This is a genomic window from Stenotrophomonas sp. 22LJNL06-5-1 (assembly GCF_056861455.1).
This window is the reverse complement of record NZ_JBSPUE010000001.1, coordinates 388,731-412,503: the sequence shown is the minus strand read 5'-3', so window position 1 is coordinate 412,503 and position 23,773 is coordinate 388,731. Positions and strand designations below refer to the sequence as shown.

The following is a 23,773-nucleotide window of genomic DNA, read 5'->3' as shown; positions in this document are numbered from 1 at the left end:
CCCATGGCAGATAATCACTACGACGCCATTGTTGTTGGCTCGGGAATCAGTGGCGGTTGGGCAGCGAAGGAGCTGACCGAGAAGGGCTTGAAGGTCCTGATGCTGGAACGCGGACGCAACATCGAGCACGTCAAGGACTACGTCAATGCGATGAAGGAAGCGTGGGACTTCCCGCACCGCAACCGGCCAACGCAGGCGATGAAGGCCGACTTTCCGGTGCTGATGCGCGACTACGGGCTGGCTGAGAACCTGGAAGGGATGTGGGCCAACGAACAGGACTCGCCCTATATCGAGACCAAACGTTTCGACTGGTTCCGTGGTTACCACGTCGGCGGCCGCTCGCTGCTGTGGGGGCGGCAGAGCTATCGCTTCTCCGATCTGGATTTCGAGGCGAACCTGAAGGACGGCCTCGCGACCGACTGGCCGATCCGCTACGCCGACATCGCGCCGTGGTACGACTACGTGGAAAAGTTTGCCGGCATCGCCGGCACGCGCGAAGGACTGGACGTGCTGCCGGACGGCGAGTTCCTGCCGCCGATTCCCTTGAACATCGTCGAGAAGGATGTGGCCGCGCGTATCAAGAAGGCCTTCGGCGGAACGCGCCATATGATCCACTCGCGCACTGCCAACATCACCAAGCCGATGCCCGAGCAGGGGCGCGTCAACTGCCAGTACCGCAACAAGTGCATCCTGGGCTGTCCCTTCGGTGCCTACTTCTCCACCCAGGCGGCGACGCTGCCAGCGGCGATGAAGACCGGCAACCTGACCCTGCGTCCGTTCTCGATCGTCAAGGAAGTGCTCTATGACAAGGATCGCAGGCGTGCGCGCGGCGTGGAGGTGATCGACGCTGAGACCGGGCAGACCTACCAGTACACCGCCAAGGTCATCTTCCTCAACGCGTCGTCGTTCAACTCGACGTGGCTGCTGATGAACTCGGCCACCGACGTCTGGGACGGCGGGTTGGGCTCTTCGTCGGGCGAGTTGGGGCACAACGTGATGGACCATCACTTCGGTGCGGGCGCCTCGGGCCGGGTGGAGGGCTACGAAGACAAGTACTACTTCGGCCGCCGTCCCTGCGGCTTCTACATTCCGCGTTTCCGCAACGTCGCGGCCGACAAGCGCGGCTACCTGCGCGGCTTCGGCTACCAGGGCGGTGCCAGCCGCACCGGCTGGTCGCGCGAGATTGCCGAGCTGAACATCGGTGCCGACCTGAAGGAGGCGTTGACCGTACCGGGCGACTGGCGCATCGGCATGACCGGGTTCGGTGAAATGCTGCCGCACCACGACAATACGATCCGCCTGGACCGCGAGCGCAAGGACAAGTGGGGGCTGCCGGTGCTGGCGATGGACGTTGCCATGCGCGCCAACGAACTGGCGATGCGCAAGGACATGGCCGCCGATGCCGCCGAGATGCTGGAGGCGGCCGGCGTCAAGGACGTGAAGATGCATGACAACGATTACGCCCCGGGCAAGGGCATCCACGAAATGGGGACCGCGCGCATGGGACGTGATCGGAAGAGTTCGGTGCTGAACCAGCACAACCAGGTCTGGGATGCCCCCAACGTCTATGTGACCGACGGTGCCTGCATGACCTCCAGCGCCTGCGTGAATCCCTCGCTGACCTACATGGCGCTGACCGCGCGCGCGGCCGACCACGCGGTACGCGAACTGAAAGCAGGGAACCTCTGATGGATCGCCGCGAACTGTTGAAGATGATCGTCGCCGCCACCGGCGCGGCCATGGTCGGGTTGCCCGCGCTTGTGCAGGGGCAGGCACCGGCGGGCGCCGCGAAGATCCATTTCTCCGATGCCGATGTCGGCACGCTGGACGAGATCGCCGAGACCATCCTGCCGCGGACCCGGACACCCGGCGCGAAGGATGCGGGTGCCGGGCTGTTCATGGCGACGTTCGTCAGCGACTGCTACACCGCCCGGCAGCAGGCGACGTTCCGCGCCGGCCTGGCCGACATCGACAAACGCGCCGGCGGCCGCTTCGTGTCGCTCACGCCGGAAGCCCGCACCGGGTTGCTGCGAACGCTGGACGCCGAAGCCAAGGCGCGCCATGCCGACGTGACCGAGACAGGCACACCGGAAGAGGGCGAGGCGATGCCGCATTACTTCACGATGATCAAGCAGCTGGCCATCTTCGGCTTCTTCACCTCCAAGGTCGGCGCAACAGGGGTGCTGCAGTACGTCGCCGTGCCGGGTCGCTACGACGGCGACCTGGCCTATGTCCCCGGTACGCCGGCGTGGGGGACCAGCTGATGGATACCACCCTGATGATCCGCCCTGCGTTGATCACGGCCGGCCTGCTGGCCGCCACATCTGCATTCGCGCAGGACAGTGTCGACGCTGCACGCGATCCGAAGAAGACCGAGGTGTGGACGCCGGTGCCTGCGGTCGTGGCAACGCCCGCGGGCAAGGCGCCGTCCGACGCCATCGTGCTGTTCGATGGCAAGGATGTCTCCGCGTGGGAATCGGAGCAGGGCGGGCGCGTGCCCTGGACGGTTGCTGATGGCGCCATGACCGTCGTTCCGGGCAGCAAGGGCATCCGCACCCGGCAGCGCTTCTGCGACGTCCAGCTGCATGTCGAATGGCGTACCCCCACCGAGACGAAAGGCTTCGACGGCCAGAACCGGGGCAACAGCGGCATCTTCCTGCAGGAACTGTACGAGCTGCAGGTGCTCGACAGTTACAACAACCCGACCTATGCCAATGGCCAGGCGGGTTCGATCTACAAGCAGGCCATGCCACGGGTGAACGCCTCGCGCGCACCGGGCCAGTGGCAGGTCTACGACGTCATCTGGAAGGCCCCGCGCTTCTCGCAGGGCGGCGGCCTGACATCGCCCGCGCGCATCACCGTGTTGCATAACGGCGTGCTCGTGCAGGATGACACCGTGCTGGCGGGGAAGACGGAGTACATCGGTGCACCGTCGTACGCGCCTCACGCGTGCGCGCCGCTGTATCTGCAGGAGCATGACTCCAAGGTCAGCTACCGCAACATCTGGGTGCGCGAGCTGTAGCGGCACACGGCCGGCGTGGTCGCCGGCCGCTTACTTCGCCAGATAGCTGGCGATGTCATCGATTTCCTGTTGCGACAGCTGCGGGAAGGGCGGCATCAAACCGCCGCCCTTTCTGATCTTGTCCTTGATCTGCGCGGGCTGCAGCCGCTTGCTGATGTCGGTGAGCGCAGGAAACGCGCCCGGCATGCCTGCACGATCCGCACCATGGCAGGCCGTGCAGTTCGCGGTGTAGAGCTTCGCGCCGGCCGCAGGGTCGTCCTTGCACCAGGCTGTGGTGGCCAGCGTCGTGCCGCACAGAACCGCGGCCAGGGTGAAGCTCAGTTTCAAGCGGGTGTCCAAGCGAGGCTCCTTCGCATCAGCGCTGTGCGCGAGCAGGTTGGCTGACGGCCAGATGTTCACGCAGGTAGTCCGCGCCGGTCTGGATGACCTTGGCCGGATCGCGTGGCTGGTCGTGCTCGATGATGTACCAGTGGACGCCGGCGGCTGCTGCAGCAGGCAGGATCGCGTTCCAGTCCAGCACGCCCTGGCCCACGGCGGCGAATCCGTCTTCGTCCTGGGCCTGGCCCTTGGGCGCATTGTCCTTGGCGTGCACCGCGAATACGTGGCCGCGGAATTTCTCAAGCATCACCGCAGGGTCCAGGCCCGCACGCGCGACCCAGGCCAGGTCCAGCTCGGTCTGCAGGTCTGGACCGGCGGCGGCGAACAGCAGCTCCAGTCCGGTCTTGCCATCGAAGTCGGCCAGTTCGAAGTCGTGGTTGTGATAGGCCAGGCGCATGCCCTTGCCGCGCACCTGCTTTGCGATCCGGCCCAGTTCCTGGCCCAACGCAGTCCAGCCCGCGGCATCGGTTGGGCGGTCCTTCTTGTCCAGGTAAGGCACGACCAGCGTGCTGTTGCCGATCGAGCGGTTGAAGGTCACCACCCCATCCAGATTGCTGCGCAGCTCGGCCAGCGGCACATGCGATGAAATCGCCTTGATCGAGTACCGGTCCAGCAGCCGCTTGAGCTCTGCAGCGCTGGCGTTCTGCGTGCCGACCGTCTCCACCGCGTGCACGCCGGCGTCGTGGACGATCTTCAACTGCTGCTCGAGCGACCCGGCGTTGCGCAGGGTGTACATCTGCACCGCGATCGGTTTCTGCGCGCTGGCGGCTTCGTCTGCGAAGGTGGGCAGGGCAGCGAACAGCAGGATGAGGCTTGCACTTCTACGGAAAAGAGCTTTCATCAACAGATCCTCCCGGGATTCAACCGATGGTGGTCCAGGCGCGTGACCTGGCCGATGCAATGACACGATCAACGATCTGCGCCGAGCGCAGGCCGTCTTCGAAGGTGGGCAGCCCCTGCGGCTGATCGCCTTCGATGGCGCGATAGGTGTCGGCGACAAACGCTTCGAAGCACTGGGCGTAGCCCTGTGCATGCCCGGCCGGCAGCACGGAAAGACGGCGTTGTTCGGCGCTGCCGGCGGCTGGCCCGCGCACGAAGATCTCCTCGCGCTGGTCGGGCAGGCCGATCCAGAGTCGTTCGGCATCCTCCTGGTTGAAGGCCACGCTGGCCTTGGCGCCATCGATCTCGAACCAGAGGCGGTTGTGGCGTCCGGCCGAGACCTGGCTGACCGTCAATGACGCCAGCGTGCCGGCGCCGGTCCTGAACATCGCTGCTGCCACGTCCTCGCTCGTAACGGCCTGCATCGCGCCGGCGGCCGTTGGCGTGCTGAAGCTCTGCCCGCTGACGGCGCCACGCTGGGCGATCACCGTGGCGAACGCCGCGCTGACCTCGGCGAAGCGTTCGCCGCTGATCCATTCGACCAGGTCGCACCAGTGCGAACCGATGTCGGCGAACACGCGCGACGTGCCTCCCTGCGCGGGGTCCACGCGCCAGTTGTTGCTGGCCGGGTCCAGCAGCCAGTCCTGCAGGTAGCTGCCGTGGATCAGGTGCAACGGCCCCAGATCGCCCTGGGCGATGCGTGCGCGCGCCTCGCGGACCACAGGGTGGTAGCGGTAGACGAAGGGCACCGTGGCAACCAATCCAGTCGATGCGGCCAGCGTCGCCAGCGCCTGCGCATCGTCCAGCGTCGTCGCCAGCGGCTTCTCGCAGATCACGTGCTTGCCGGCGTCCAGCGCGGCCTGTGCCATGGCGCGGTGCAGATGGTTGGGCGTGCACACGTGCACGACCTGTACCTGCGGATCGGCGATCACCTCCTCGATATCCCGGTAGGCGCGCGGGACATTCCAGGACTGCGCGGCCTCATGCGCGCGCTGCGGTGACGAGGCGGCCACGCCGCGTACCTCGGCACCCGCCAGCAGTGCTGCACGACGATGCACTGCACCGATCATGCCGGCGCCGACGATGGCGATTCCAAGCTTGGGCATCGACTGGGATCCTCAGGGTGTGGAGGGCGCGGCCGTGGCCGCCGGCCGGTCGCGGAACAGCAGCAGGAAGGCAATCAACACCACCAGTGCAACGCCGGCCGGGAACAGCCAGATCTGCTGCCAGTCGGGGCCGGCCTCGGTGGTGAAGTGCTCCACCACCGCGCCGGACAGGAAGGTGCCGATCAGCATGCCCACGCCGTAGGTAGCCAGGGTGATGAACCCCTGCGCGCTGCTGCGCGCGGCGGGGCCGGCATGCGCATCGGTGTAGATCTGGCCGGTGACGAAGAAGAAGTCGTAGCAGATGCCATGCAGCACGATGCCGATCACCAGCAGGGAGAAACCGCTGCCTGCATCGCCGAAGGCGAACATGGCGTAGCGCACCACCCAGGCGGCCATGCCGACCGCCAGCATGGTCTTCACTCCCAGCCGCACGAACAGGAACGGCATGGCCAGCATCAGCAGCACTTCAGAGACCTGGCCCAGGGACTGCAGGCCTGCTGCACCGCGCACGCCCAGGTCGTTGAGATAGGGGTTGGTGAAGTTGTAGTAGAACGACAGCGGGATGCAGATGGCGATGGAAGCCAGGAAGAACACCAGATAGGCACGCGACTTCAGCAGACGCAACGAATCCAGGCCGAGGATCTGCCCGAGCCCGGCGTCGCGCTGCTTGGCCAGCGGCGGTGTGTGCGGCAGGGTGAAGGCATACAGGCCCAGCAGCAGTGATGCCAGCGCGGCCATCCGGAAGGTGAGTTCCAGCCGGTGCGCCTGCTCCCAGCCCAGCCAGCCGATCAGCACGCCGGCGATGATCCAGCCGATGCTGCCCGCCACCCGCACCAGTGGGAACTGTTTCTCGGGCGATTGCATGTGCCGCATGGCTACGCTGTTGGCCAGTGCCAGCGTCGGCATGAACAGCAGCATGTAGCCCATGACGCAGGCGGAGAACATGCTGAAGCTGGTTGCCGTGGACGCCATCCACATCAACACGGCACCGGCCAGATGCAGTACCGCAAGAATGCGCTGCGCCGCGAAGTAGCGATCGGCGATCAGGCCGACCAGGAACGGCGCCACGATGGCGCCGATGGACTGGCTGAGGAACGCCGTCGCCACCTGGCTCGCGCTGGCCTGCAGCGGGCCCTGCACCAGATAGGTGCCCAGGGTGACGAACCACGCCCCCCAGATGAAGAACTGCAGAAACATCATCGCGCCCAAGCGCGACATGGCGTGCGACATGGCTTGCCCTCCCGGGGCGGTAGTGGCTCAGATTCCCAGCATGCGGTGCAGTGATGCGGCGTCCGTGCCGCTGTCGGCGAAGTCGTCGAAGGCGCGTTCGGTCACGCGGATGATGTGGTCGCGGATGAAGGCGGCACCCTCGCGTGCGCCGTCTTCCGGGTGCTTCAGGCAGCACTCCCATTCCAGTACCGCCCATCCGGGGAAGTCGTACTGGGCGAACTTGGAGAAGATCGCCTTGAAGTCGATCTGGCCGTCACCGGGTGAACGGAACCGCCCCGGGCGATCGATCCAGTTCTGATAGCCGCCGTAAACGCCGCTGCTGGCACTGGCGTGGTACTCCGCATCCTTCACATGGAAGGCGCCGATGCGCGCGTGGTAGCGGTCGATGAAACCCAGGTAGTCCATCTGCTGCAGCAGCAGATGACTTGGGTCGTACAGGATCTTGGCGCGCGGGTGGTGATCGACCACATCGAGGAAGCGCTCGAAGGTCGCGCCGTCGTGCAGGTCCTCCCCCGGGTGGATCTCGAAGCACAGGTCCACGCCGCAGTCGTCGAACGCATCGAGGATGGGGCGCCAGCGGCGGCCGAGTTCGGCGAAGGCCTCCTCCACCAGTCCCGGTGGGCGTTGCGGCCACGGATAGAAGTAGGGCCAGGCCAATGCGCCGGAGAACGTGGCATGCGCGGTCAGCCCCAGGCGTTGGCTGGCTTGGGCGGCCAACACCAGCTGTTCCACTGCCCAGGCCTGGCGGGCGGCGGGATCGCCGCGCTTGTCCGCAGGTGCGAACCCGTCGAACAGGCTGTCGTAGGCCGGATGGACCGCGACCAGCTGCCCCTGCAGATGGGTGGACAGCTCGGTGATCTGCACGCCGTGCCCGGCCAGCACGCCGGCGATATCGTCGCAGTACGCCTGGCTGCGCGCGGCCTCGGCCAGATCGAACAGGTGGGGCGCCGTGGTGGGGACTTGTACGCCAGAATAGTCCAGACCCGCGGCCCACCCGGCCAGCGTGTCCAGCCGATCAAAAGGAGCTGCGTCGCCGATGAACTGCGCCAGGAACAGCGCTGGACCCTTGAGCGTCTTCAACGTGATTCGCCCTCGATGCAATCGATTGCATTATCCTAGCAGGGGCTCACGCAGGACCTGTTGTGCAGTGCACAGCGGACAGGAGAACTAACGCCATGGCCACCATCTACGACATCGCAAAGCACGTCGGCGTCTCCGCAGGCACGGTGTCGCGGGCGCTTTCGCGGCCGGACAAAGTCCTGCCGGCCACCCGCGCGCGCATCGAGCAGGCTGCCGCCGCGCTGGGCTATGTACCCAACACGGTGGCCCGCACGCTCAAGACCCAGCGCAGCGGCAAGATCCTGGTCACCGTCCCGGACATCGCCAATCCGTTCTTCGCGCAGATCCTGCAGGGGGCGGAGGACGCCGCGCAGGCCGTTGGCTACGCGGTCCTGCTGGGGGACACCCAGCATCAACCGGATCGCGAGGAGCGTTATGCGCAGATGCTCCGGCGCAACGAGGCCGACGGCATGATCGTGCTGGGGCACCGCCTGCCGCCGACGGCGCGTGACATCGTCGAACAGCGGGGTGCCGCCGCGCCGGTGGTCAACGGCTGCGAGTTCGATCCCGCGCTGGGTATCCCCAGCGTCCACATCGACAATGCGGCCGCCGCGCGCGCGGTGATGGAACACCTGTATGAGCTGGGACACGAGCGCATTGCGGTGGTGGGCGGACCGCCGGACAATCCACTGCACCAGCAACGGCTGGAAGGGGTGCGGGCGGCCGGCAAGGCGCGTGGACGCCTGCGCCAGCTGAACATCGTGCCGGGTGACTTTTCGGTGGAGTCGGGCCATGCGGCCGCGATGGTGATGTTGGCCGCCGCGCCGGTACCGACTGCGATCTTCTGCTTCAGCGACCAGATGGCGCTGGGCACCCTGGCGGCCTGCCGGGAGCTGGGAATCCGCGTGCCGGAGGACCTGTCCATCGTCGGCTTTGACGACCTGGCCTCCTCGCGTTACCTCACACCGCCGCTGACGACGATCAGGCAGCCGATGCGGGAGATTGGTGAGCGCGCGGTCAACCTGCTGCTTGCCATCATCGATCACGTGGATGTGCCGCTGCAGCAGACGCTGGATTTCAGCCTGATGCTGCGGGGCTCAACGGCGCCACCCAGGCGCGCGTGAGGTAGGGGGGGCTGTGAGTCCTTGATCCCGAATTGACGCAGAGCTGTCAGACTCACGGCAGGCAGCCCGGCAAGGGCCTTGGTGGCAGCTGCGATCGCTCAAGGGGGTCGGCAATGCCGTTCTTGACGGACTCGACCGAGGTCTCGGTCGAAGGCATCGGCGCGGCACGGCGCATCGGCTGGATGCGTTTCGTGGGCAACGGGTTGGGGGCGATCCCCATTGCTTCGATCATGCTCGAACGCCAGGACGGTGCGCTGGCGTGGGTCCTGCTGCTGTTCAATGCGCTGGCCTGGCCGGCGCTCGCGCTGGTGCTGACCCATCGCTCACGGCAGCCCGCGGTGGTCCAGTTCCGCTGCATGGTGATTGATTCCTTCTTTGGCGGTGGCTGGATCGCCTTCATGGGGCTCAGCGTGGTGCCCAGTGCGTTGTTCGCTGCGCTGCTGGTCGCCGACAAGATCGCCGCCGGCGGGGTGAAGCTGGCGGTACGGGCCACACTGGCATTGGTAGTGGGGTTCGCGCTCACCTGGTGGGTACTCGGATTTCCCTACCAGCCGGTGTCATCGCAGCGCACGATCGTGCTCAGCGTGCCGTTCCTGTTCGTCTACGGCATCGGCCTCAGCATCCTCAGCTGGCAGCTGGCACGGCGGGTGAAATCGCAGAACCGCCAGTTGAAGCGGCTGAGCCGGATGGACCCGCTGGTGGAGCTGGCCAACCGCGGCTTCCTGATCGTCCGCGCACAGCAGGCACTGGACAAGGCGCAGGGGCAGGGTGGTTTCGCCTGCCTGCTGATGCTTGATGTGGATGACTTCAAGCGCATCAATGACTCGCATGGTCATCGCGCCGGGGACGAAGTGCTGCGCCATATCGCCTCCACCTTGCGCGCTTTCGCCCGGCCCGGCGATACCCCCGCGCGGCTGGGAGGTGACGAGTTCGTGGTGCTGTTGCACGACTGTGCGCCCATCGATGCGATGCATGTGGCAGAGCGGGTTCGCCTGCACCTTCTGGAAGCAGCAAGGCAGGCAACGCCGGGCATCGAGTTCAGCGTAAGCATCGGCATTGCCGCCACGCCGCGTGGTGGCAGTGTCGAGGACTGGCTGGCACTGGCCGACCGAGCGCTCTACCACGCCAAGCGCCAGGGCAAGAACAACGCCAGTTATGGCGAATGAGGTGTTGCCACGTCTCTGGCGCAGGCCAGCAGCTGGGCGGCCGTTGCCGGAGGCTCGCAGCGCACCGCCAACTGCAGCGTGGTGGTCGGCATGCCCAGTTCCAGCGCAACAAAGGCCAGGCCGCTCCGATGCATGCTCTGCATCGACGCCGGCACGATGGCGATACCCAGGCCGGCGGCGGCAAGGTTGATGGCTGAAGCCACCTGCGGCGCTTCCTGCTGGATGGCCGGAGTGAACCCCTGGCTGCGGCAGGCGGCGACCACGTCTGCACTCAGGCCCTGGCCCGATTTCCGCGAGAACAGGATGAAGCGCTCATCGCGCAGCTCGACCAGCGCGATGCTCGCCCGGCATGCCAACGGGTGATCGGCTGGCAGCACCGCCACCAGCGGCTCGGCACTGAGTTGCTGTGTCACCCGTTCACCGCTACCGGAAAACGGCGGGCGCACGATCACTGCATCGAGCTCGCCGTCATCCAGGCGCCGGACCAGCGATTCACTGCCATCTTCGACCAGCTGCACCTGTACTGCCGGATGCGCCCGCTGGAAGCTGCGCATCAGCGCGGTGACCGCTTCGTTGTAGGTCGCCGATTCGGTCAACCCCAACGTCAACGTGCCGACCTCGCCGCGTGCGGCGCGCAATGCCTCTTCCTTGGCCTGGTCGACGCGCGCGAGGATGTCCTCCGCCGCTTTCCAGAACACCCGCCCGGCATCGCTGAGCACGATGCCGCGTCCCTGGCGATGGAACAACGGCGTTCCGATCTCTTCCTCCAGTGCACGGATCTGCTGCCCCAGCGGCGGCTGGGCGATGTGCAGGGCCTCGGCGGCTTTGGTGAAGCTCTGCAGCTGGGCGGTCATGACGAAGTAGCGCAGGTGGCGCAGTTCCATTGGAACCTCAGACGTTCTGATGCTGTACGAACACGGTATTGGACGGTCGCCGGTGGCGACAACATCATCGGTATCCCACGCCAAATGTCCATCTGCAAGGGAGACCAAATGAAGAAAACACGCCAGCTGCGTAACCTGCTCGGGCACGGCCGCAGCGTGATCGCACCGGGGGTCTTCGACGGCCTGTCGGCCCGCCTGGTGGAGCTGGCCGGGTTCGAGGCGGTGTATGCCAGTGGCGGTGCCATCGCACGTTCGGCCGGCGTGCCGGACATCGGCCTGCTCGGCCTCAGCGAAGTGCTTGCGCAGGTTGAACGGATCGTCGATGCCTGCGATCTGCCGGTGATCGCAGACGCTGACACCGGCTTCGGCGGCGCCGCGAATGTTGAACGCACGGTGCGCGCGTTCGAAAGGGTTGGGGTTGCCGCCCTGCATATCGAGGACCAGGCCTTCCCCAAGCGCTGCGGACACCTGGATGACAAGGCGTTGGTCCACGCAGCCGAGATGTGCACGAAGATCCGGGTCGCCTGCCAGGCGCGGCACGATCCGGAGCTGATGATCATCGCGCGTACCGATGCCATCGCCTGCGAAGGACTGGACGCAGCCATCGGACGGGCGCAGGCCTATGTGGACGCGGGCGCGGACATGATCTTCGTCGAGGCACCGGAAACCCTGGAACAGATCGAGGCGATCTCGCAACGGGTACCCGGGCCGAAGCTGATCAACATGTTCCATAGTGGCAAGACGCCGCTGGTGCCAGTGGAACGGCTGGCCGAACTCGATTACCGGTTGGTGATCATCCCTTCGGACCTGCAACGGGCCGCGATCCGGGTCATGCAGCGCACGCTGCAGGAGATCGCCGCGAGCGGGGACAGCGGACGTATTGCCGGCGAGCTGGCCAGCTTCGGCGAACGCGAGGCGATCGTGCGCACGGCGCGCTATCTGGCGCTGGACCGGGTGTGATTCCGGCGTGATTCCGGAGGTGCCGATGAGCGGGTGAGGGGCGGCGCAATCCTCGTCTGATGCCCGTTCATCCTGCACCCGGAATCGTCGCCGTCAATCCTCTACCATGGGCCACCCCGCCCGGACGCGCCGCCCATGCAAGACGCCCTCGTTGCCCAGCCCAAGCCCCCTGTCCCGAGGATCGCGGCCTGGCTGATGATGCTGCTGGGCATGTGGCTGGCGTTGAAGCTGGGCCTGGTGGTAACCCTGCTGTCGGGGCTGCTGGTGTTCCAGCTGACCCACGTGCTGGCGTCCACCGTGGAAGGCAGGCTGCCACCGGGACGGGCACGGGCGATCGCGGTGATCGTGCTGTCGGCGATCATCATCAGCGGGCTGGTGCTGGCCGGCATCGGCGTGGCGTCGTTCTTCCGCAACGAGACCGGCGGGCCGGACGCGCTGCTGGCGCGGCTGATGGACATCCTCAATTCGTCGCGCCACCAGGTACCAGCGCTGCTGCAGCCGTATATCCCCGAAGACATGCCGGCGCTGCGTGCGGCGCTGAATGACTGGGCCGCCGAGCACCAGCGCCAGCTGGGCGTGGCCGGTACGTCGGTGGTGCAGGTGGGCGTACGCGTGCTGATCGGCATGGTGCTGGGTGCGATGATCGCGCTGTACGACGAACTTCCGCTGCCGAAGATGGGGCCGCTGGCGCAGGAGCTGATCGGGCGCACCAGCCGCCTGGCCACCGCGTTCCGCCAGGTGGTGTTCGCGCAGGTGAAGATCTCCCTGCTCAACACCGTGTTCACCGCCATCTTCCTGCTGGGCGTGCTGCCGTTGTTCGGCGTGCACCTGCCACTGTCCAAGACGCTGGTATTGATCACCTTCATCGCCGGCCTGCTGCCGGTGGTGGGCAACATCATCTCCAACACGATCATCACCATCGTCGCGCTGTCGGTCTCGTTCTACGTGGCAGTGGCCGCACTGCTGTACCTGATCGTGATCCACAAACTGGAATACTTCCTCAACGCGCGCATCGTCGGCGGTGAAATCCAGGCCCGCGCCTGGGAGCTGCTGCTGGCGATGCTGGTGATGGAAGCGGCGTTCGGCCTGCCCGGGCTCGTGGCGGCACCGGTGTTCTATGCCTACGTGAAGCGCGAACTGGTCGACCAGCGCTGGATCTGACCTGGCGTGACCTGTCGCATCTGACCGGCTGGACGGGGGGTGCCGGCGTTGTCGGCGCGTTCGCGCGCGCTGCGCTATATCCACCCCTGCGGATCGTACGGCGCTGGCTTGGCGCCGCCGGAGCCGCTCGCTACAGTGAGCCGCACGTCAGGGGAAATTTGCATGGCCGGCAAGGCATCGCCCATCAGGTTGCGGACCTGGGTCTGGATCCTGGCTGGGCTGTTCGTGGTCTGTACGCTGCCGTTGATGGCCATCGCCCTGGTGCAGGGCACGCTGCGTTACACCGCTGCCGAGGACAATCTGGCCAGCCTGCGACAGCTGCGGCAGACCTTCGATCTTGCCAACCTGGCTTCGGCCGAGCGCGGCCCGGCCAACAGCCTGCTGGGGGCTGACCCGGCCGACGCCGCCGAACAGGCGCGGCTGGCCGCGCAGCTGGGGGCCGCGCGCAAGCGGGTCGACACCGCCCTGCTGCAGCTGGACACCGTGTTCAAGGCCGACCCGGGCGTGGTCGACGAGCATGCACTGCTGGCCGACGCGCAACGTCGCCTGCAGTCGGCGCGGGCTGCGGTCGACCAGGTCGTGGCGCTGCCTCATGACGCACGCCGTGTGGAGGAGGTGGAGCGTGCGATCAGTGGCATGTTCGCCGTGGTTGATCGCCTGCACCTGCTGACCTCGGCACAGATCAACGTGGTGGTCAGCGCCGACCGTGAAGCGGCGATTCCGGCGATGCAGGGCCAGGTGCTGATCGATCTTCGCGAGCATGGTGGCCGCCTGGCCTCGAACGTGATGGCGCCGGTGGCGGTACCGGGGGCATGGCGCGAGGAGCAGGTACGCGCTGCACTGCAGACCGAGGGCCGCCTGCTGGAGCTGTGGCGGTTGGCGGGCAGCCACGAGTCGGTGTTCCGCAGTGACCCGGAATTGTCATGGCACTGGGACATGGCGCGACGGCAGTTCTTCGGTGAGTCGCTGCCGATGATCGAGCAGTTGATCGAGGATGGCCGCCGTGGCGTACCACCGCCGTGGACCGCTGCCGAGTTCACCACGCGCTACGTGCCCACCCTGCAGTCGCTTGAGGCGTTGCGCGATGGCTACCTGAGCGTGTCCATCGCCCGCTTCGAACGCACCCGCAACCGCGAAGCCATGCGCCTGGCCGTGCTGGTGGCGACCGCGCTGGGCACGCTGGTGGTGCTGGGCGTGGCCCTGCGCATTGCCCACCTGCAGATCCTGCAGCCACTGCTGCAGGCGCAGAAGCAGGTGATCCAGCTCGCCACGGATGCACCCGGCCCGGAGCAGCATGTCACCCATCCGCTGGCCGAGATGCAGCGCCTGTTCGATGCCATCGAAGTACTGCGTGAGAAATCTCGCGAGCGCTCGGCGTTGACCAGCGAGCTGCGCCAGCTCGCTGGCACCGACGAACTGACCGGATTGTTGAACCGGCGCGCGCTGGATGAGGTGGTGCAGCAGAGACACGCCGGGGGCGACGCAAGCGCCGTGGTGATCCTGCTGGACGTGGATCGCTTCAAGGCGATCAACGATGGCCATGGCCATGAAGCCGGCGACGAAGTGCTGGTGCAGGTCGCGCAGTTGCTGCAGCAGCACCTGCGCCGCAGCGACAGCATCGCCCGTTATGGTGGCGAGGAGTTCCTGGTGCTGCTGGCCGACGGTGATCTGGCCGGTGGCCGCCAGCTGGCCGAGTCGTTGCGACTGGCCCTGCAGCGGTTGGACATCGTGCTGACCGGTGGCACCGTGCTGCGGGTGACCGCCAGTTTCGGCGTGGCCGAGGGCGGCACCGACGCGCTGGGTTGGCGCAGCCTGCTGCGTGCCGCCGATGCGGCGATGTACCGGGCCAAGGCACAGGGGCGTGATCGGGTACGAGTGGCGGGGGGCGGTCGTGGCGCCCGCTGATCGTGGCATTCATCGCCGGCGCACGTGGTCCTGCCTAGACTGGCCCTCCGATCGTTGCAGGAGCCTTCCATGATCGTTCGTCCCTTTGTTGCCACGGCACTGCTGGCCGGGTTGTTGGCCGGCTGTGCTTCGACCGCGTCCCAGACGAGCGCCGACGCGCCTCGCCATCCCTCCATCGCTGCCGACCTGAGTCCGGTGCCGGCCTTTACTGGCGGTGGCGCGGGGTGGAGCATCGAGATCGCCTCCACGGGCAAAGGCAATCACGACGCCAGCCTCAGTGCCGATGGCCGCACCCACAAGGGCGTGCTGCGCTACCTCGGCCAGCCGGCCGATGCACCCCGCTCGCTGATCGTGCTCAACGGTGAGCTGGACAAGCAGCCGGCCATCGTCGAGATCAAGCATGAGTCGTGCCACAACACCGAAGGCGTGGACACGCTGGCCAGCGTGCAGGTGACGATGGAAGGGCAACCCCAGCGGCGTGGTTGCGGTCATCTGGCCGTGTACTGATCCAGTGCGCCGTCATGCTTGAGATTCCAACCCTGCACACCGTCCGCCTGCGGCTGCGTCCACAGCAGTTGGATGACTTCGGCGTCTATGCCGCGTTCCTGGCCTCGCCACGTGCGCGTGGCATGGGCGGCCCGTTCGGTGAAGTGGCGGCGTGGGGGCAGTTCTGCCACGACCTGGCCAGCTGGCATCTGTTCGGGCATGGCGCGTTGATGATCGAGCGCGTCGACAGCGGTGCCTGCATCGGCCAGGTCGGGATCAATCATGGCCCGTTGTTTCCTGAAAAGGAGCTGGGCTGGTTGCTGTACGACGGCCATGAAGGGCAGGGCTTTGCCACTGAAGCGGCCGGTGCACTACGCGACTGGGCATTCGAGGTGGCGAAGTTGCCGACGCTGGTCAGTTACATGGCGCGGGACAACCTGGCATCGCAGGCCGTCGCGAGGCGCCTGGGCGGCGTTCTCGACACGCGGGCGGTGCGCAATGATGCCGATGATCTGGTCTACCGCTACAGCACCAGGTAGTGCTGGCCGCTGGCCGGCATCACCGGTGCACCGGGGGCGTCATCCACGCATGTCAAGCCATGACCCATTGCGCGGCGCGCCCGGGCTTTGCCATCCTCCCTGCTGTTTTCCGTAGCGTGGAATCCCGATGCGTCCTGCATTCTGGCTGGCTTTGATCTTGCTGCCCACCCTGGCGGTGGCGCAACCCGCGCGTACGCCCAAGGCCAAGGCCCCGGCGCAGGATCCCTTCAGCGAGCTGTTCGATACCGCCTGCATGCAGCACATCGGTGCCCCGGCGCGGTTGCAGTCGTTGATGGAATCCAATGGGCTGTCGCCGCTGCAGCCCGCCGAAGCCGCCACGCTGTTGCAGGGGCAATCGGGCGTGGCCTGGATGGTGCCTCTGGCCAGTGGCCGCTATGCGGTGAGCTGGGCTGACGATGGCACGTGCACGGTCTACGCCGAAAAGGCCGACGCGGCGGTCGTGCAGAAGGGATTCGCCCGGTTGGTGCAGGCCGCACCGAAGCCGTTGCAGGTGCGGTCGCTGCCAGGGCGTGGGCCACTGTCGGCCGATCAGGTGGCCATCCAGTACGGCTGGGCGACGCCGGGGCAGGGCAAGCTGCAGGTGCGCTTCCGCCTGGTCACGCGGCAGGCGGCCGAAGCCGGGGTACAGGCAATGGCCTCGGCGGCCCCGGGCGAAGCGATGCTGGAGCAGGGCGCGCCTGGGCCCTGACAAGGGCCAGGCTCGCGATTCAGCCTTTCACGCGGCATGTGGTATATCGTTTATCGATAAACCCACCCCGGGGCGGCGAGGCCACCCCAATGCCGGAGGCCGCTTGACCGCTCGTCCCGCCCGCGCCAGACCCGCGCGAGGCTTGTTCACCCTGGCCCAGGCCGCCGTACAGGCCGTCCGGGCGATGTGCTGGCTGGGCATCCTGGCCGCACTGCTGGCCGTGCCACTGGTCGCCCACGACCGCCGCTGGCTGCTCGACAGCGTGCACGATGCCGCTGCCGCCGCCGCGCATGGCAACGATCTGTTCCTGCATTTCTGTCTGGGCTTGGGCGCGATCGTCGCGCTGCTGGTGCTGTGCCTGGTGTTCCTGCGCCATCTGCTGCGGCTGCTGAAGTCGGCGGCGCGCGAGCGGCCGTTCACCCATGCCAATGCGCAGCGCCTGCAGCGCATGGCGTGGCTGATGCTGTCGATGGAGGTGCTGTCGATCCTGATCGGCGCCTACGCCGCCTGGATGGGCCCGGACTTCACCTGGATGGAGGTGGGCGGCGGCATGTCGATCACCGGCCTGGTCGCGGTGCTGATGCTGTTCGTGCTTGCACGCGTGTTTGCCGTGGGTGCGGCGATGCGCGATGACCTCGATGGTGTCATCTGATGGCGATTGTCATCACCCTGGACCGCATGCTGCAGGAACGGGGCATGACCCTGTCCGAGCTGGCCGGGCGCATCGACATCACCCTGGCCAACCTGTCGATCCTGAAAACCGGCAAGGCACGCGCCATCCGCTTTTCCACGCTGGATGCGATCTGCCGTGAGCTGCAGTGCAGGCCCGGCGACCTACTCGGGCATGACCCGATGCAGGCGCAGGACGCTGACTGAGTGGTTTCCCTTTTCCCTTACCTACTGACGAAACGGACCTGAAATGGAATGGTTGGCTGACCCCTCGATATGGATGGGCCTTGCAACCCTGGTCGTGCTGGAGATCGTTCTCGGCATCGACAACCTGGTGTTCATCGCGATCCTTGCCGACAAACTGCCGCCGCACCAGCGTGACCGCGCGCGGGTGATCGGCCTGGCGCTGGCCCTGCTGATGCGGCTGGTGCTGCTGGCCGCGCTGGCATGGATCATGAAACTGACCGAGCCGCTGCTGACGCTGTTCGACCACAGCTTCTCCGGGCGTGACCTGATCCTGCTGGGCGGCGGCCTGTTCTTGCTGTTCAAGGGCACCATGGAGCTGCACGAACGGCTGGAAGGCCGCGAACACCATGAGGATGGCAAGAAGGTCTATGCCAGCTTCGCAATGGTGGTGGCACAGATCGTGGTGCTCGACGCGGTGTTCTCGCTGGACTCGGTGATCACCGCGGTCGGCATGGTCGACAACCTGGGCGTGATGTACGCCGCGGTGACCATCGCGATGGTGCTGATGCTGGTGGCCAGCAAGCCGCTGACCCGCTTCGTCAACAAGCATCCCACGGTGGTGGTGCTGTGCCTGGGCTTCCTGTTGATGATCGGCTTCAGTCTGGTGGCCGAGGGCCTGGGCTACAAGATCCCGAAGGGCTACCTGTACGCGGCGATCGCCTTCTCGATCCTGGTCGAGGCGTTCAACCAGTGGGTGCGCTTCAACCGTGAGCGCAACGAGCGCCGCCAGCCGTTCCGTCAGCGCACCGCCGACGCCGTGCTGCGCATGCTGGGCGCGCGCCCGGCCAACGGCCATGCCGATGAAGGGGTGGACGAGCAGGTGGACGCCGAAGAGCGCCTGCAGCCGGCGGAGCACGAGATGATCCGCAGCGTGCTGGGCCTGGCCGATCGCCCGGTGTCGAGCGTGATGACGGTGCGTGCCGACGTGCAGTGGATCGACCTGGCACGTGGGCAGGAGGATGTGGTGGCACGCTTGGTGGCGTCGCCGCATACCCGCCTGCTGGTGGGCGACGGTGATCTGGACAGCCTGCGTGGCGTGGTACAGAGCCGCGACCTGCTGGCCGACCTGCTGCAGGGCAGGCCGCTGCAGCTGGAGGGCAACCTGCGCGAGCCGCAGTACGTGCTGTCCAGCGCCAGCGCGCTGCAGGCGCTGGAACTGATCCGCCAGCACCCGGTGCCGTTGGCGGTGGCGGTGGACGAGTACGGCAGCGTGGAAGGCCTGGTGACCGCCAACGACCTGCTGGCGGCCATTGCCGGTGACCTGGTCGATACCCAGGACGAGCGCTATGGCGTGGTCGCGCAGGGCGAGGACCAGTGGGAGGCCGACGGTGCGCTGACTCTGGACGACCTGCAGCGCCTGGCCGGCGTATCGCTGCCGCGCAGTGCCGACTACATGACCATCTCCGGCCTGGTGCTGGAGCGTCTGGGGCGCCTGCCGGACATCGGTGACGCGGTGGAGATGGCGGACGTACGCATCACCGTACTGGCGATGGAGAAGCGTCGCATCGCCCGCCTGCGGGTGGAGCGCCTGGGGCATCCGTAGCGTTGAGCCATGCGCGATTGGGGTTCTGTAGCGTCGAGCCTTGCTCGACGGCTTCCTGAGCAGCCGAGCATGGGCTCGGCTCTACACAACGCCTCCCACAACCGTCACCATGGCGGGCCCGCTTTCCTTCCCGGATGGTTGCAGTGCTGAGTACGATCGGTTTGTTGATGGGCCTGTATGTGGCCTGGCGCCTGTTCTGGCCACTGCGCATGCCCATCTGGCTGAAGATCGTGCTGTTGCTGCTGCTGGTGGGCGTGGCCGTGCAGCTGCGCATCGTCGCCATGTTCTGGGGCACGATGGCCTCGCCGGAGATCCCGAAGCTGGCCATCGCCACGCTGGCCACCGGCTCCACGGCGGTGTTGCTGTTGGCGCTGCTGATGCTGGCGATGGATATGGGCCTGCTCGCTTCCCGCCTGCTGCGCTGGCCCCGTGCTGTTTCGGCGCTGCGTGCGCCGCTGCTGCGCCCGGCGGCGGCGCTGCTTGCGCTGTTGGTCAGTGGCTACGGCATCAGCCAGGGCATGGCGGTGCCCAAGCCCCGGCAGATCGAGGTGAGCATCGCCGGACTGCCCGCTGCGTTCGACGGCTATCGCGTGCTGCAGCTGACCGACATCCACGCCAGTCGCCTGCTGACCGGCGACTGGGTGCGCAGGGTGGTGGATGAGAGCAACGCACTGAGGCCGGACCTGATCGTGATCACCGGCGACCTGATCGACGGCAGTGTCGAGGCCCGCCGTGACGACGCCCGCCCACTCGCGGACCTGCGGGCGCCGGACGGTGTCGTCGCCATCACCGGCAACCACGAGTACTACGCGCAGTACCAGGACTGGATGCAGGCGTTTCGCGCGCTGCACATGCAGGTGCTGGAGAACAGCCACATGCAGGTGCGGCGCGGCGATGCGGCGCTGACCATCGCCGGTGTCACCGATCCGGTGGCCGCACGCTACGGCCTGCCGCTGCCGGACCTGGATGCTGCGCTGGCCGGTGCCGATCCGTCCGCGCCGGTGATCCTGCTCGATCATCGCCCGCGCAATGCACGCGAGGCGGCGGCGCGTGGGGTGAAGCTGCAGCTGTCCGGGCATACCCACGGCGGGCAGATCATCGGCATGGACCAGCTGGTGAAGCGAGCCAATGGCGGTTTTGTGTCCGGGCGCTACGACGTGGATGGGATGACGCTGTACGTGGGCAACGGTGCGGGCCTCTGGGCCGGGTTCCCGGCGCGCATCGGCGTGCCGTCGGAGATCACCCTGGTGACATTGCGCCGCGCGCCGTGACCTTGGGCGGGGTCAGATCCCTTTCCCCGGGGGAAAGGGATCTGACCCCTGACAAACCACACGGAAGGAACCATGGCCCATCCCCGTGCCCCGATGGAGCGCCTGATCCGCGCCAATGCTGACGAGATCAACCGGCTGCAGCAGGCGATCCACGAGAGTGCCGCGCTGCGCTGGCGTGATCCGGAGCAGAAGCTGCTGCACGCCCAGGCCTGCGCGGCGTTCCACCAGCACTACGAGCGGCTGGCGTTTCCGGGAGGCTATGCCAACGCGTTGAAACGGCTGGCCGAACACGATCCAGATACGCTGGATGTCGCGCTGACCTTTCTCGAAGTGCGGCCGTATTTCTTCCGATCCGGATACATGTGGAAGACGCTGCTGAAGCGCGTGCAACGGGTCCCCATGGGGACGAAACAGCATGCGCGGCTGCAGAAGATCCTCGATGCCTACGCGGCCTATCGCGCCACACGCGACGGCTGATAGGGACGGCATGATGAGGTCAGGTCCCTTTGCCTTTGGCAAAGGGATCCGACCCCGGCCCGTCAGGCCGCCCGCAGCGGCGGCCGCGCATGCGCACTTCGGCGCAGCGCCTGCGCCCGCTTGGCGATCCAGCGCACCACGAAGGCGGTGAACAGCAGTGCCGACGGCACCGCATACCAGAAGTTGCCCGGCACGCGCTTGAAGTACGAGTAAGTAAACACCGCCGCGATGATCCACATGCCGGTGACGTGCAGGCGACGCCAGGCGGTGGGTCCCATGCGCCGGGCGAGCCCCCGGTGCGAGGTGATGGCCAGCGCCAGGATGGCGATGTAGCCCACCGTGCCCGGCAGGTTGGCCAGCGCGGATCGTGCTGGCCAGAACGCCGGGTTGAGGATGCCGAAACTGGTGATGGCGATTGCATGCAGCAGGTGCGAGAACGCGAAGGACAGCCCGATGATGCGCCGTTCGCGCAGCAGGAACCGGGTGAACGGGCCGGGCAGAAGGCTGGCGAACGACGATGCCGTGAACGCTGCGAGGAACAACAGGAAGGATGTGCGTGCAGTGACCCGGATCGCTGCTCGGCTGCCCTCGGCCACATCGGCATGCAGGGCGAACGCGCCCAGCGCGAAGGCGATCAGTACCGCCGCGATGGCCAGGAACAGGCGCCAGCCGTGCAGGAAGGAAGTGTTGGAAGGAGCCATGATGAGACCTCGAAGTAGGGAATGGGTAGCACCGGCCGCTGGCCGGCACCTTCAACAGTCGTTCGGCACAACCAGCACGCCCGCCGCGCACAGCTCGCCCAGAACGGGCACGCAGACCACGCGCAATGCGTCCGTTGCCACGCCATGTGTTTCGGACAGCACCTGCAGTGCCTCATCCACCGACGCGCCGTCGTCACCGAAGACCAACAGCAGCGCGTAGGCCAGCGGTGACAGTTCCTCGGCCTGCAGGCTGAAATCGGCGAGGCGCTGAGTCACCAGCAGCGTGGGCGCTGCGCTCGATACCGGCTCCAGCGCCTCGTCCTCATGTACCGGCCACTGGTAGCCAAGCACCCGCACCAGCGGCGAAACCGCCAGCACATCTCTGTCCTCCGGTATGCGCTGCAGCAAACGGCCAGCGTCACGCGCTTCAATGTGCAGCGACTGCTGCGTGCTCTCGTAGTGCGCCAGTTCTGCTGCCCAGCCCGGCAGTACCAGCGCGTCCTGCACCGCCAGCCAGGTCGCGAACTCGCCGGCGATCCGTGGGAACAACGGGGTCTGGCAGGCGTGGCGGGCGTAGTAGTGCTCCACTGTGTCGCGCCAGCGCGGCGCGCCCAACTGTTGTTGCAGTCGCGGCAGGCTGCCGGCCAGCAGGGTGTCCAGACTGTCGATGCACAGGCGGCGGTACACCGCCAGCCTGCGCGCCTCGACGCCATCGGGTGCGGCCATTGCAGGGTCGCGCACATGATCGGCCCAGCGCCGTTGCAGGGTCGCCAGCGACTCAGCCATGGGCCACCTCGGGGCAACGTGCCTCGAACTGCGCCTGGCGGATCTGCGCAACCTCGGCCAGCAGCTCTGCCAGCGGCGGAAAGTTGAAGTCGCGTTCGAGCAGCGTGGGGCGCACGCCCACCCGCGCATAGGCCTCGCGCAACAGCGCCCAGACCACGCCTTTCACCGGCGCGCCGTGGGTATCGATCTTGAAGCCATCGTCTTCATCGAAGTGGCCCGCTACGTGCAGCGAGGCGACACGGTGGGACGGCACGCGGGCCAGGAATTCGAAGGCGTCGTAACCGTTGTTGCAGGCGTTGACGAAGACGTTGTTGACGTCCAGCAGCAGGTCGCAGTCGGCTTCGGCGAGCACGGCGTTGATGAAGTCGATCTCGCTCATGTCCGCGCCGGCAACGGCGTAGTAGGAGATGTTCTCCACCGCGATGCGTCGGCCCAGCATGTCCTGCACCTGGGCGATGCGGCCGGCCACGTGGTGTACGGCCTCGGCGGTGAACGGCAGCGGCAGCAGGTCATAGACATGGCCACCGGCGGCGCAGTAGCTCAGGTGTTCGCTGTACAGCTGCACCTGGTGCAGGTCGAGGAAGGCTCGGGTCTGTGCCAGCAGGGTGCGGTCCAGCGGATCAGGACCGCCCAGCGACAGCGACAGGCCGTGGCAGGTCAAGGGGTGGCGCTCGCTGAGTTGGCGCAGCGCGGCGCCGTGTGCACCGCCGACGCCGATCCAGTTGTCGGGGGAGACTTCGAGGAAGTCGATGGCACCGGCCGGCATTGCCAGCAGTTCGTCGATCAGGCCACGGCGCAGGCCAAGACCGGCGGCATTGGAAGGCAGGGGCAGGGGCAGGGACATGGCGGATGCTCCAGAGAGAGGGCGCCGCCTTGAAGGCGGCGCCGGTTGAACGTCGATCAATCGGCAACGCGGGAGAACAGACCCTTCGGCATCGGCTTGCCGTTGGCGGTGTAGACGCTGCGCAGGTAGTCGTGTGCTTCCTGCTCGCTGATGTAGCCGTCGTGGTCGGTGTCGATGCGGTCGAACTCGGCGGCACGCTTGGCGGCCACAGCGTTGAACTCGGCGCGCGAGACCTTGCCGTCGTGGTCACGGTCGGTGCGGGCAAACGAGGCGTCGCCGCACTTGCCTTCGCCACACTGGCCCTCGGCCACCTTGGCCTTCCCAGCGGGCTTGCCGGTGGTGGCCTTGTTGGCCCCGCACTTGCCTTCACCGCACTTGCCTTCGGCGGCGGCGCTCATGGCCACCGCGCTGATCGCCAGCGGTTGGATCGCGGCGGCCTGGCCGGCCAGCAGCAGGCCACCGGCCAGGGCGATGCCGATGGCACCGATGCGCGGCAGGCGGGAGGAGGGGGTGTTCTTGGTCGAGACGGACATGGTGGTGACTCCTTGGGAAAGCACGCGGGGCGTGCGGGATGGACGCCGCCGGAGAGGCGACGGAAAGGGAAACGTTCGGGAACAGGGGGAAGCGG

Annotated in this window: 26 protein-coding genes; 16 read left to right on the top strand and 10 right to left on the bottom strand. The window is 66.8% G+C overall.

Translation table 11 applies throughout. The features are described 5' to 3' along the window. Nucleotides 1-3 precede the first annotated feature (3 nt). The 3 genes from AC13GF_RS01900 to AC13GF_RS01890 are packed head-to-tail and all read left to right on the top strand — an operon-like array spanning nt 4 to nt 3,022. Entirely contained in the window at nt 4-1,689 is a 1,686-nt protein-coding gene (locus AC13GF_RS01900; protein ID WP_483002982.1) for a GMC oxidoreductase, read from the top strand. After that, entirely contained in the window at nt 1,689-2,264 is a 576-nt protein-coding gene (locus tag AC13GF_RS01895; protein ID WP_100437983.1) for a gluconate 2-dehydrogenase subunit 3 family protein, read from the top strand. Before AC13GF_RS01900 ends, AC13GF_RS01895 begins: the two co-directional genes overlap by 1 nt. Then, entirely contained in the window at nt 2,264-3,022 is a 759-nt protein-coding gene (locus AC13GF_RS01890; RefSeq protein WP_483002980.1) for a 3-keto-disaccharide hydrolase, read from the top strand. The genes AC13GF_RS01895 and AC13GF_RS01890 overlap by 1 nt, the downstream gene beginning before the upstream one ends. Nucleotides 3,023-3,052: 30 nt before the next feature. On the opposite strand, the gene AC13GF_RS01885 is transcribed toward AC13GF_RS01890, so the two are convergent. The 5 genes from AC13GF_RS01885 to AC13GF_RS01865 are packed head-to-tail and all read right to left on the bottom strand — an operon-like array spanning nt 3,053 to nt 7,695. Next, nucleotides 3,053-3,331: a c-type cytochrome gene (locus AC13GF_RS01885; protein ID WP_483003693.1), complete on the bottom strand. Its 279-nt coding sequence runs from the start codon at nt 3,329-3,331 to the stop codon at nt 3,053-3,055. A 46-nt stretch (nt 3,332-3,377) separates the two neighbouring features. Beyond that, entirely contained in the window at nt 3,378-4,241 is an 864-nt protein-coding gene (locus tag AC13GF_RS01880; RefSeq protein WP_483002978.1) for a sugar phosphate isomerase/epimerase family protein, read from the bottom strand. A gap of 19 nt (nt 4,242-4,260) precedes the next feature. After that, on the bottom strand, nt 4,261-5,385 hold the full coding sequence (locus AC13GF_RS01875) for a Gfo/Idh/MocA family protein (RefSeq protein ID WP_483002977.1): 1,125 nt from the start codon (nt 5,383-5,385) through the stop codon (nt 4,261-4,263). A gap of 12 nt (nt 5,386-5,397) precedes the next feature. After that, nucleotides 5,398-6,615, bottom strand: coding sequence for a nucleoside permease (locus AC13GF_RS01870; RefSeq protein WP_483002975.1), 1,218 nt, complete (start codon nt 6,613-6,615; stop codon nt 5,398-5,400). Nucleotides 6,616-6,642: 27 nt separating this feature from the next. Beyond that, entirely contained in the window at nt 6,643-7,695 is a 1,053-nt protein-coding gene (locus tag AC13GF_RS01865) for a sugar phosphate isomerase/epimerase family protein (RefSeq protein ID WP_483002973.1), read from the bottom strand. 95 nt (nt 7,696-7,790) lie between these two features. Here AC13GF_RS01865 and AC13GF_RS01860 point away from each other — a divergent pair, with 95 nt between their 5' ends. Continuing rightward, a complete protein-coding gene (locus AC13GF_RS01860; protein WP_483002971.1) occupies nt 7,791-8,798 on the top strand; it encodes a LacI family DNA-binding transcriptional regulator in 1,008 nt (335 codons plus the stop codon). Nucleotides 8,799-8,911: 113 nt separating this feature from the next. Next, nucleotides 8,912-9,964: a sensor domain-containing diguanylate cyclase gene (locus AC13GF_RS01855; RefSeq protein WP_483002970.1), complete on the top strand. Its 1,053-nt coding sequence runs from the start codon at nt 8,912-8,914 to the stop codon at nt 9,962-9,964. Here the strand turns inward: AC13GF_RS01855 and AC13GF_RS01850 are convergent. Further along, nucleotides 9,952-10,848, bottom strand: a complete 897-nt coding sequence (locus AC13GF_RS01850; RefSeq protein ID WP_483002969.1) for a LysR family transcriptional regulator — start codon at nt 10,846-10,848, stop codon at nt 9,952-9,954. The genes AC13GF_RS01855 and AC13GF_RS01850 overlap by 13 nt on opposite strands. Here AC13GF_RS01850 and AC13GF_RS01845 point away from each other — a divergent pair. From AC13GF_RS01845 to AC13GF_RS01795, 11 genes are all read left to right on the top strand, one after another. Then, nucleotides 10,834-11,808, top strand: a complete 975-nt coding sequence (locus AC13GF_RS01845; protein WP_483002967.1) for an isocitrate lyase/PEP mutase family protein — start codon at nt 10,834-10,836, stop codon at nt 11,806-11,808. The two genes, AC13GF_RS01850 and AC13GF_RS01845, sit on opposite strands and share 15 nt — an antisense overlap. 135 nt (nt 11,809-11,943) lie before the next feature. After that, on the top strand, nt 11,944-12,969 hold the full coding sequence (locus tag AC13GF_RS01840; protein ID WP_019337057.1) for an AI-2E family transporter: 1,026 nt from the start codon (nt 11,944-11,946) through the stop codon (nt 12,967-12,969). Between the two features lie 162 nt (nt 12,970-13,131). Further along, the gene (locus AC13GF_RS01835; protein ID WP_483002966.1) at nt 13,132-14,874 is read left to right on the top strand and encodes a GGDEF domain-containing protein; all 1,743 of its coding nucleotides are present in this window, start codon (nt 13,132-13,134) and stop codon (nt 14,872-14,874) included. Between the two features lie 69 nt (nt 14,875-14,943). Beyond that, nucleotides 14,944-15,381 (top strand): hypothetical protein, encoded by a 438-nt coding sequence (locus AC13GF_RS01830; RefSeq protein WP_483002964.1) that lies wholly within the window; start codon nt 14,944-14,946, stop codon nt 15,379-15,381. A 14-nt stretch (nt 15,382-15,395) separates the two neighbouring features. Continuing rightward, nucleotides 15,396-15,899, top strand: a complete 504-nt coding sequence (locus tag AC13GF_RS01825; RefSeq protein ID WP_483002963.1) for a GNAT family N-acetyltransferase — start codon at nt 15,396-15,398, stop codon at nt 15,897-15,899. A 127-nt stretch (nt 15,900-16,026) separates the two neighbouring features. After that, nucleotides 16,027-16,608 carry an NMCC_0638 family (lipo)protein gene (locus AC13GF_RS01820; protein WP_483002962.1) on the top strand — a complete coding sequence of 194 codons (582 nt, stop codon included), beginning with the start codon at nt 16,027-16,029 and terminating at the stop codon, nt 16,606-16,608. A 184-nt stretch (nt 16,609-16,792) separates the two neighbouring features. Then, nucleotides 16,793-17,260 (top strand): DUF2975 domain-containing protein, encoded by a 468-nt coding sequence (locus AC13GF_RS01815; RefSeq protein ID WP_295558100.1) that lies wholly within the window; start codon nt 16,793-16,795, stop codon nt 17,258-17,260. Then, nucleotides 17,260-17,484: a helix-turn-helix domain-containing protein gene (locus AC13GF_RS01810; protein ID WP_483002961.1), complete on the top strand. Its 225-nt coding sequence runs from the start codon at nt 17,260-17,262 to the stop codon at nt 17,482-17,484. The genes AC13GF_RS01815 and AC13GF_RS01810 overlap by 1 nt, the downstream gene beginning before the upstream one ends. 43 nt (nt 17,485-17,527) lie before the next feature. Next, nucleotides 17,528-19,066, top strand: coding sequence for a TerC family protein (locus AC13GF_RS01805; RefSeq protein ID WP_483002960.1), 1,539 nt, complete (start codon nt 17,528-17,530; stop codon nt 19,064-19,066). 134 nt (nt 19,067-19,200) lie between these two features. Then, complete coding sequence (locus tag AC13GF_RS01800; RefSeq protein WP_483002959.1) at nt 19,201-20,337, top strand: metallophosphoesterase; 1,137 nt, start codon at nt 19,201-19,203, stop codon at nt 20,335-20,337. A 93-nt stretch (nt 20,338-20,430) separates the two neighbouring features. After that, the gene (locus AC13GF_RS01795) at nt 20,431-20,814 is read left to right on the top strand and encodes a hypothetical protein (protein WP_239666642.1); all 384 of its coding nucleotides are present in this window, start codon (nt 20,431-20,433) and stop codon (nt 20,812-20,814) included. Between the two features lie 62 nt (nt 20,815-20,876). Here AC13GF_RS01795 and AC13GF_RS01790 read toward each other — a convergent pair whose 3' ends face one another. From AC13GF_RS01790 to AC13GF_RS01775, 4 genes are all read right to left on the bottom strand, one after another. After that, nucleotides 20,877-21,515 carry a hypothetical protein gene (locus AC13GF_RS01790; protein ID WP_483002958.1) on the bottom strand — a complete coding sequence of 213 codons (639 nt, stop codon included), beginning with the start codon at nt 21,513-21,515 and terminating at the stop codon, nt 20,877-20,879. A 51-nt stretch (nt 21,516-21,566) separates the two neighbouring features. Then, nucleotides 21,567-22,301 (bottom strand): HvfC family RiPP maturation protein, encoded by a 735-nt coding sequence (locus tag AC13GF_RS01785; RefSeq protein ID WP_483002956.1) that lies wholly within the window; start codon nt 22,299-22,301, stop codon nt 21,567-21,569. Beyond that, nucleotides 22,294-23,139 carry an HvfB family MNIO-type RiPP peptide maturase gene (locus AC13GF_RS01780; protein ID WP_483003691.1) on the bottom strand — a complete coding sequence of 282 codons (846 nt, stop codon included), beginning with the start codon at nt 23,137-23,139 and terminating at the stop codon, nt 22,294-22,296. The genes AC13GF_RS01785 and AC13GF_RS01780 overlap by 8 nt, the downstream gene beginning before the upstream one ends. 62 nt (nt 23,140-23,201) lie before the next feature. Continuing rightward, a complete protein-coding gene (locus AC13GF_RS01775) occupies nt 23,202-23,678 on the bottom strand; it encodes an HvfA family oxazolone/thioamide-modified RiPP metallophore (protein WP_069139051.1) in 477 nt (158 codons plus the stop codon). Between the last annotated feature and the right edge of the window lie 95 nt (nt 23,679-23,773).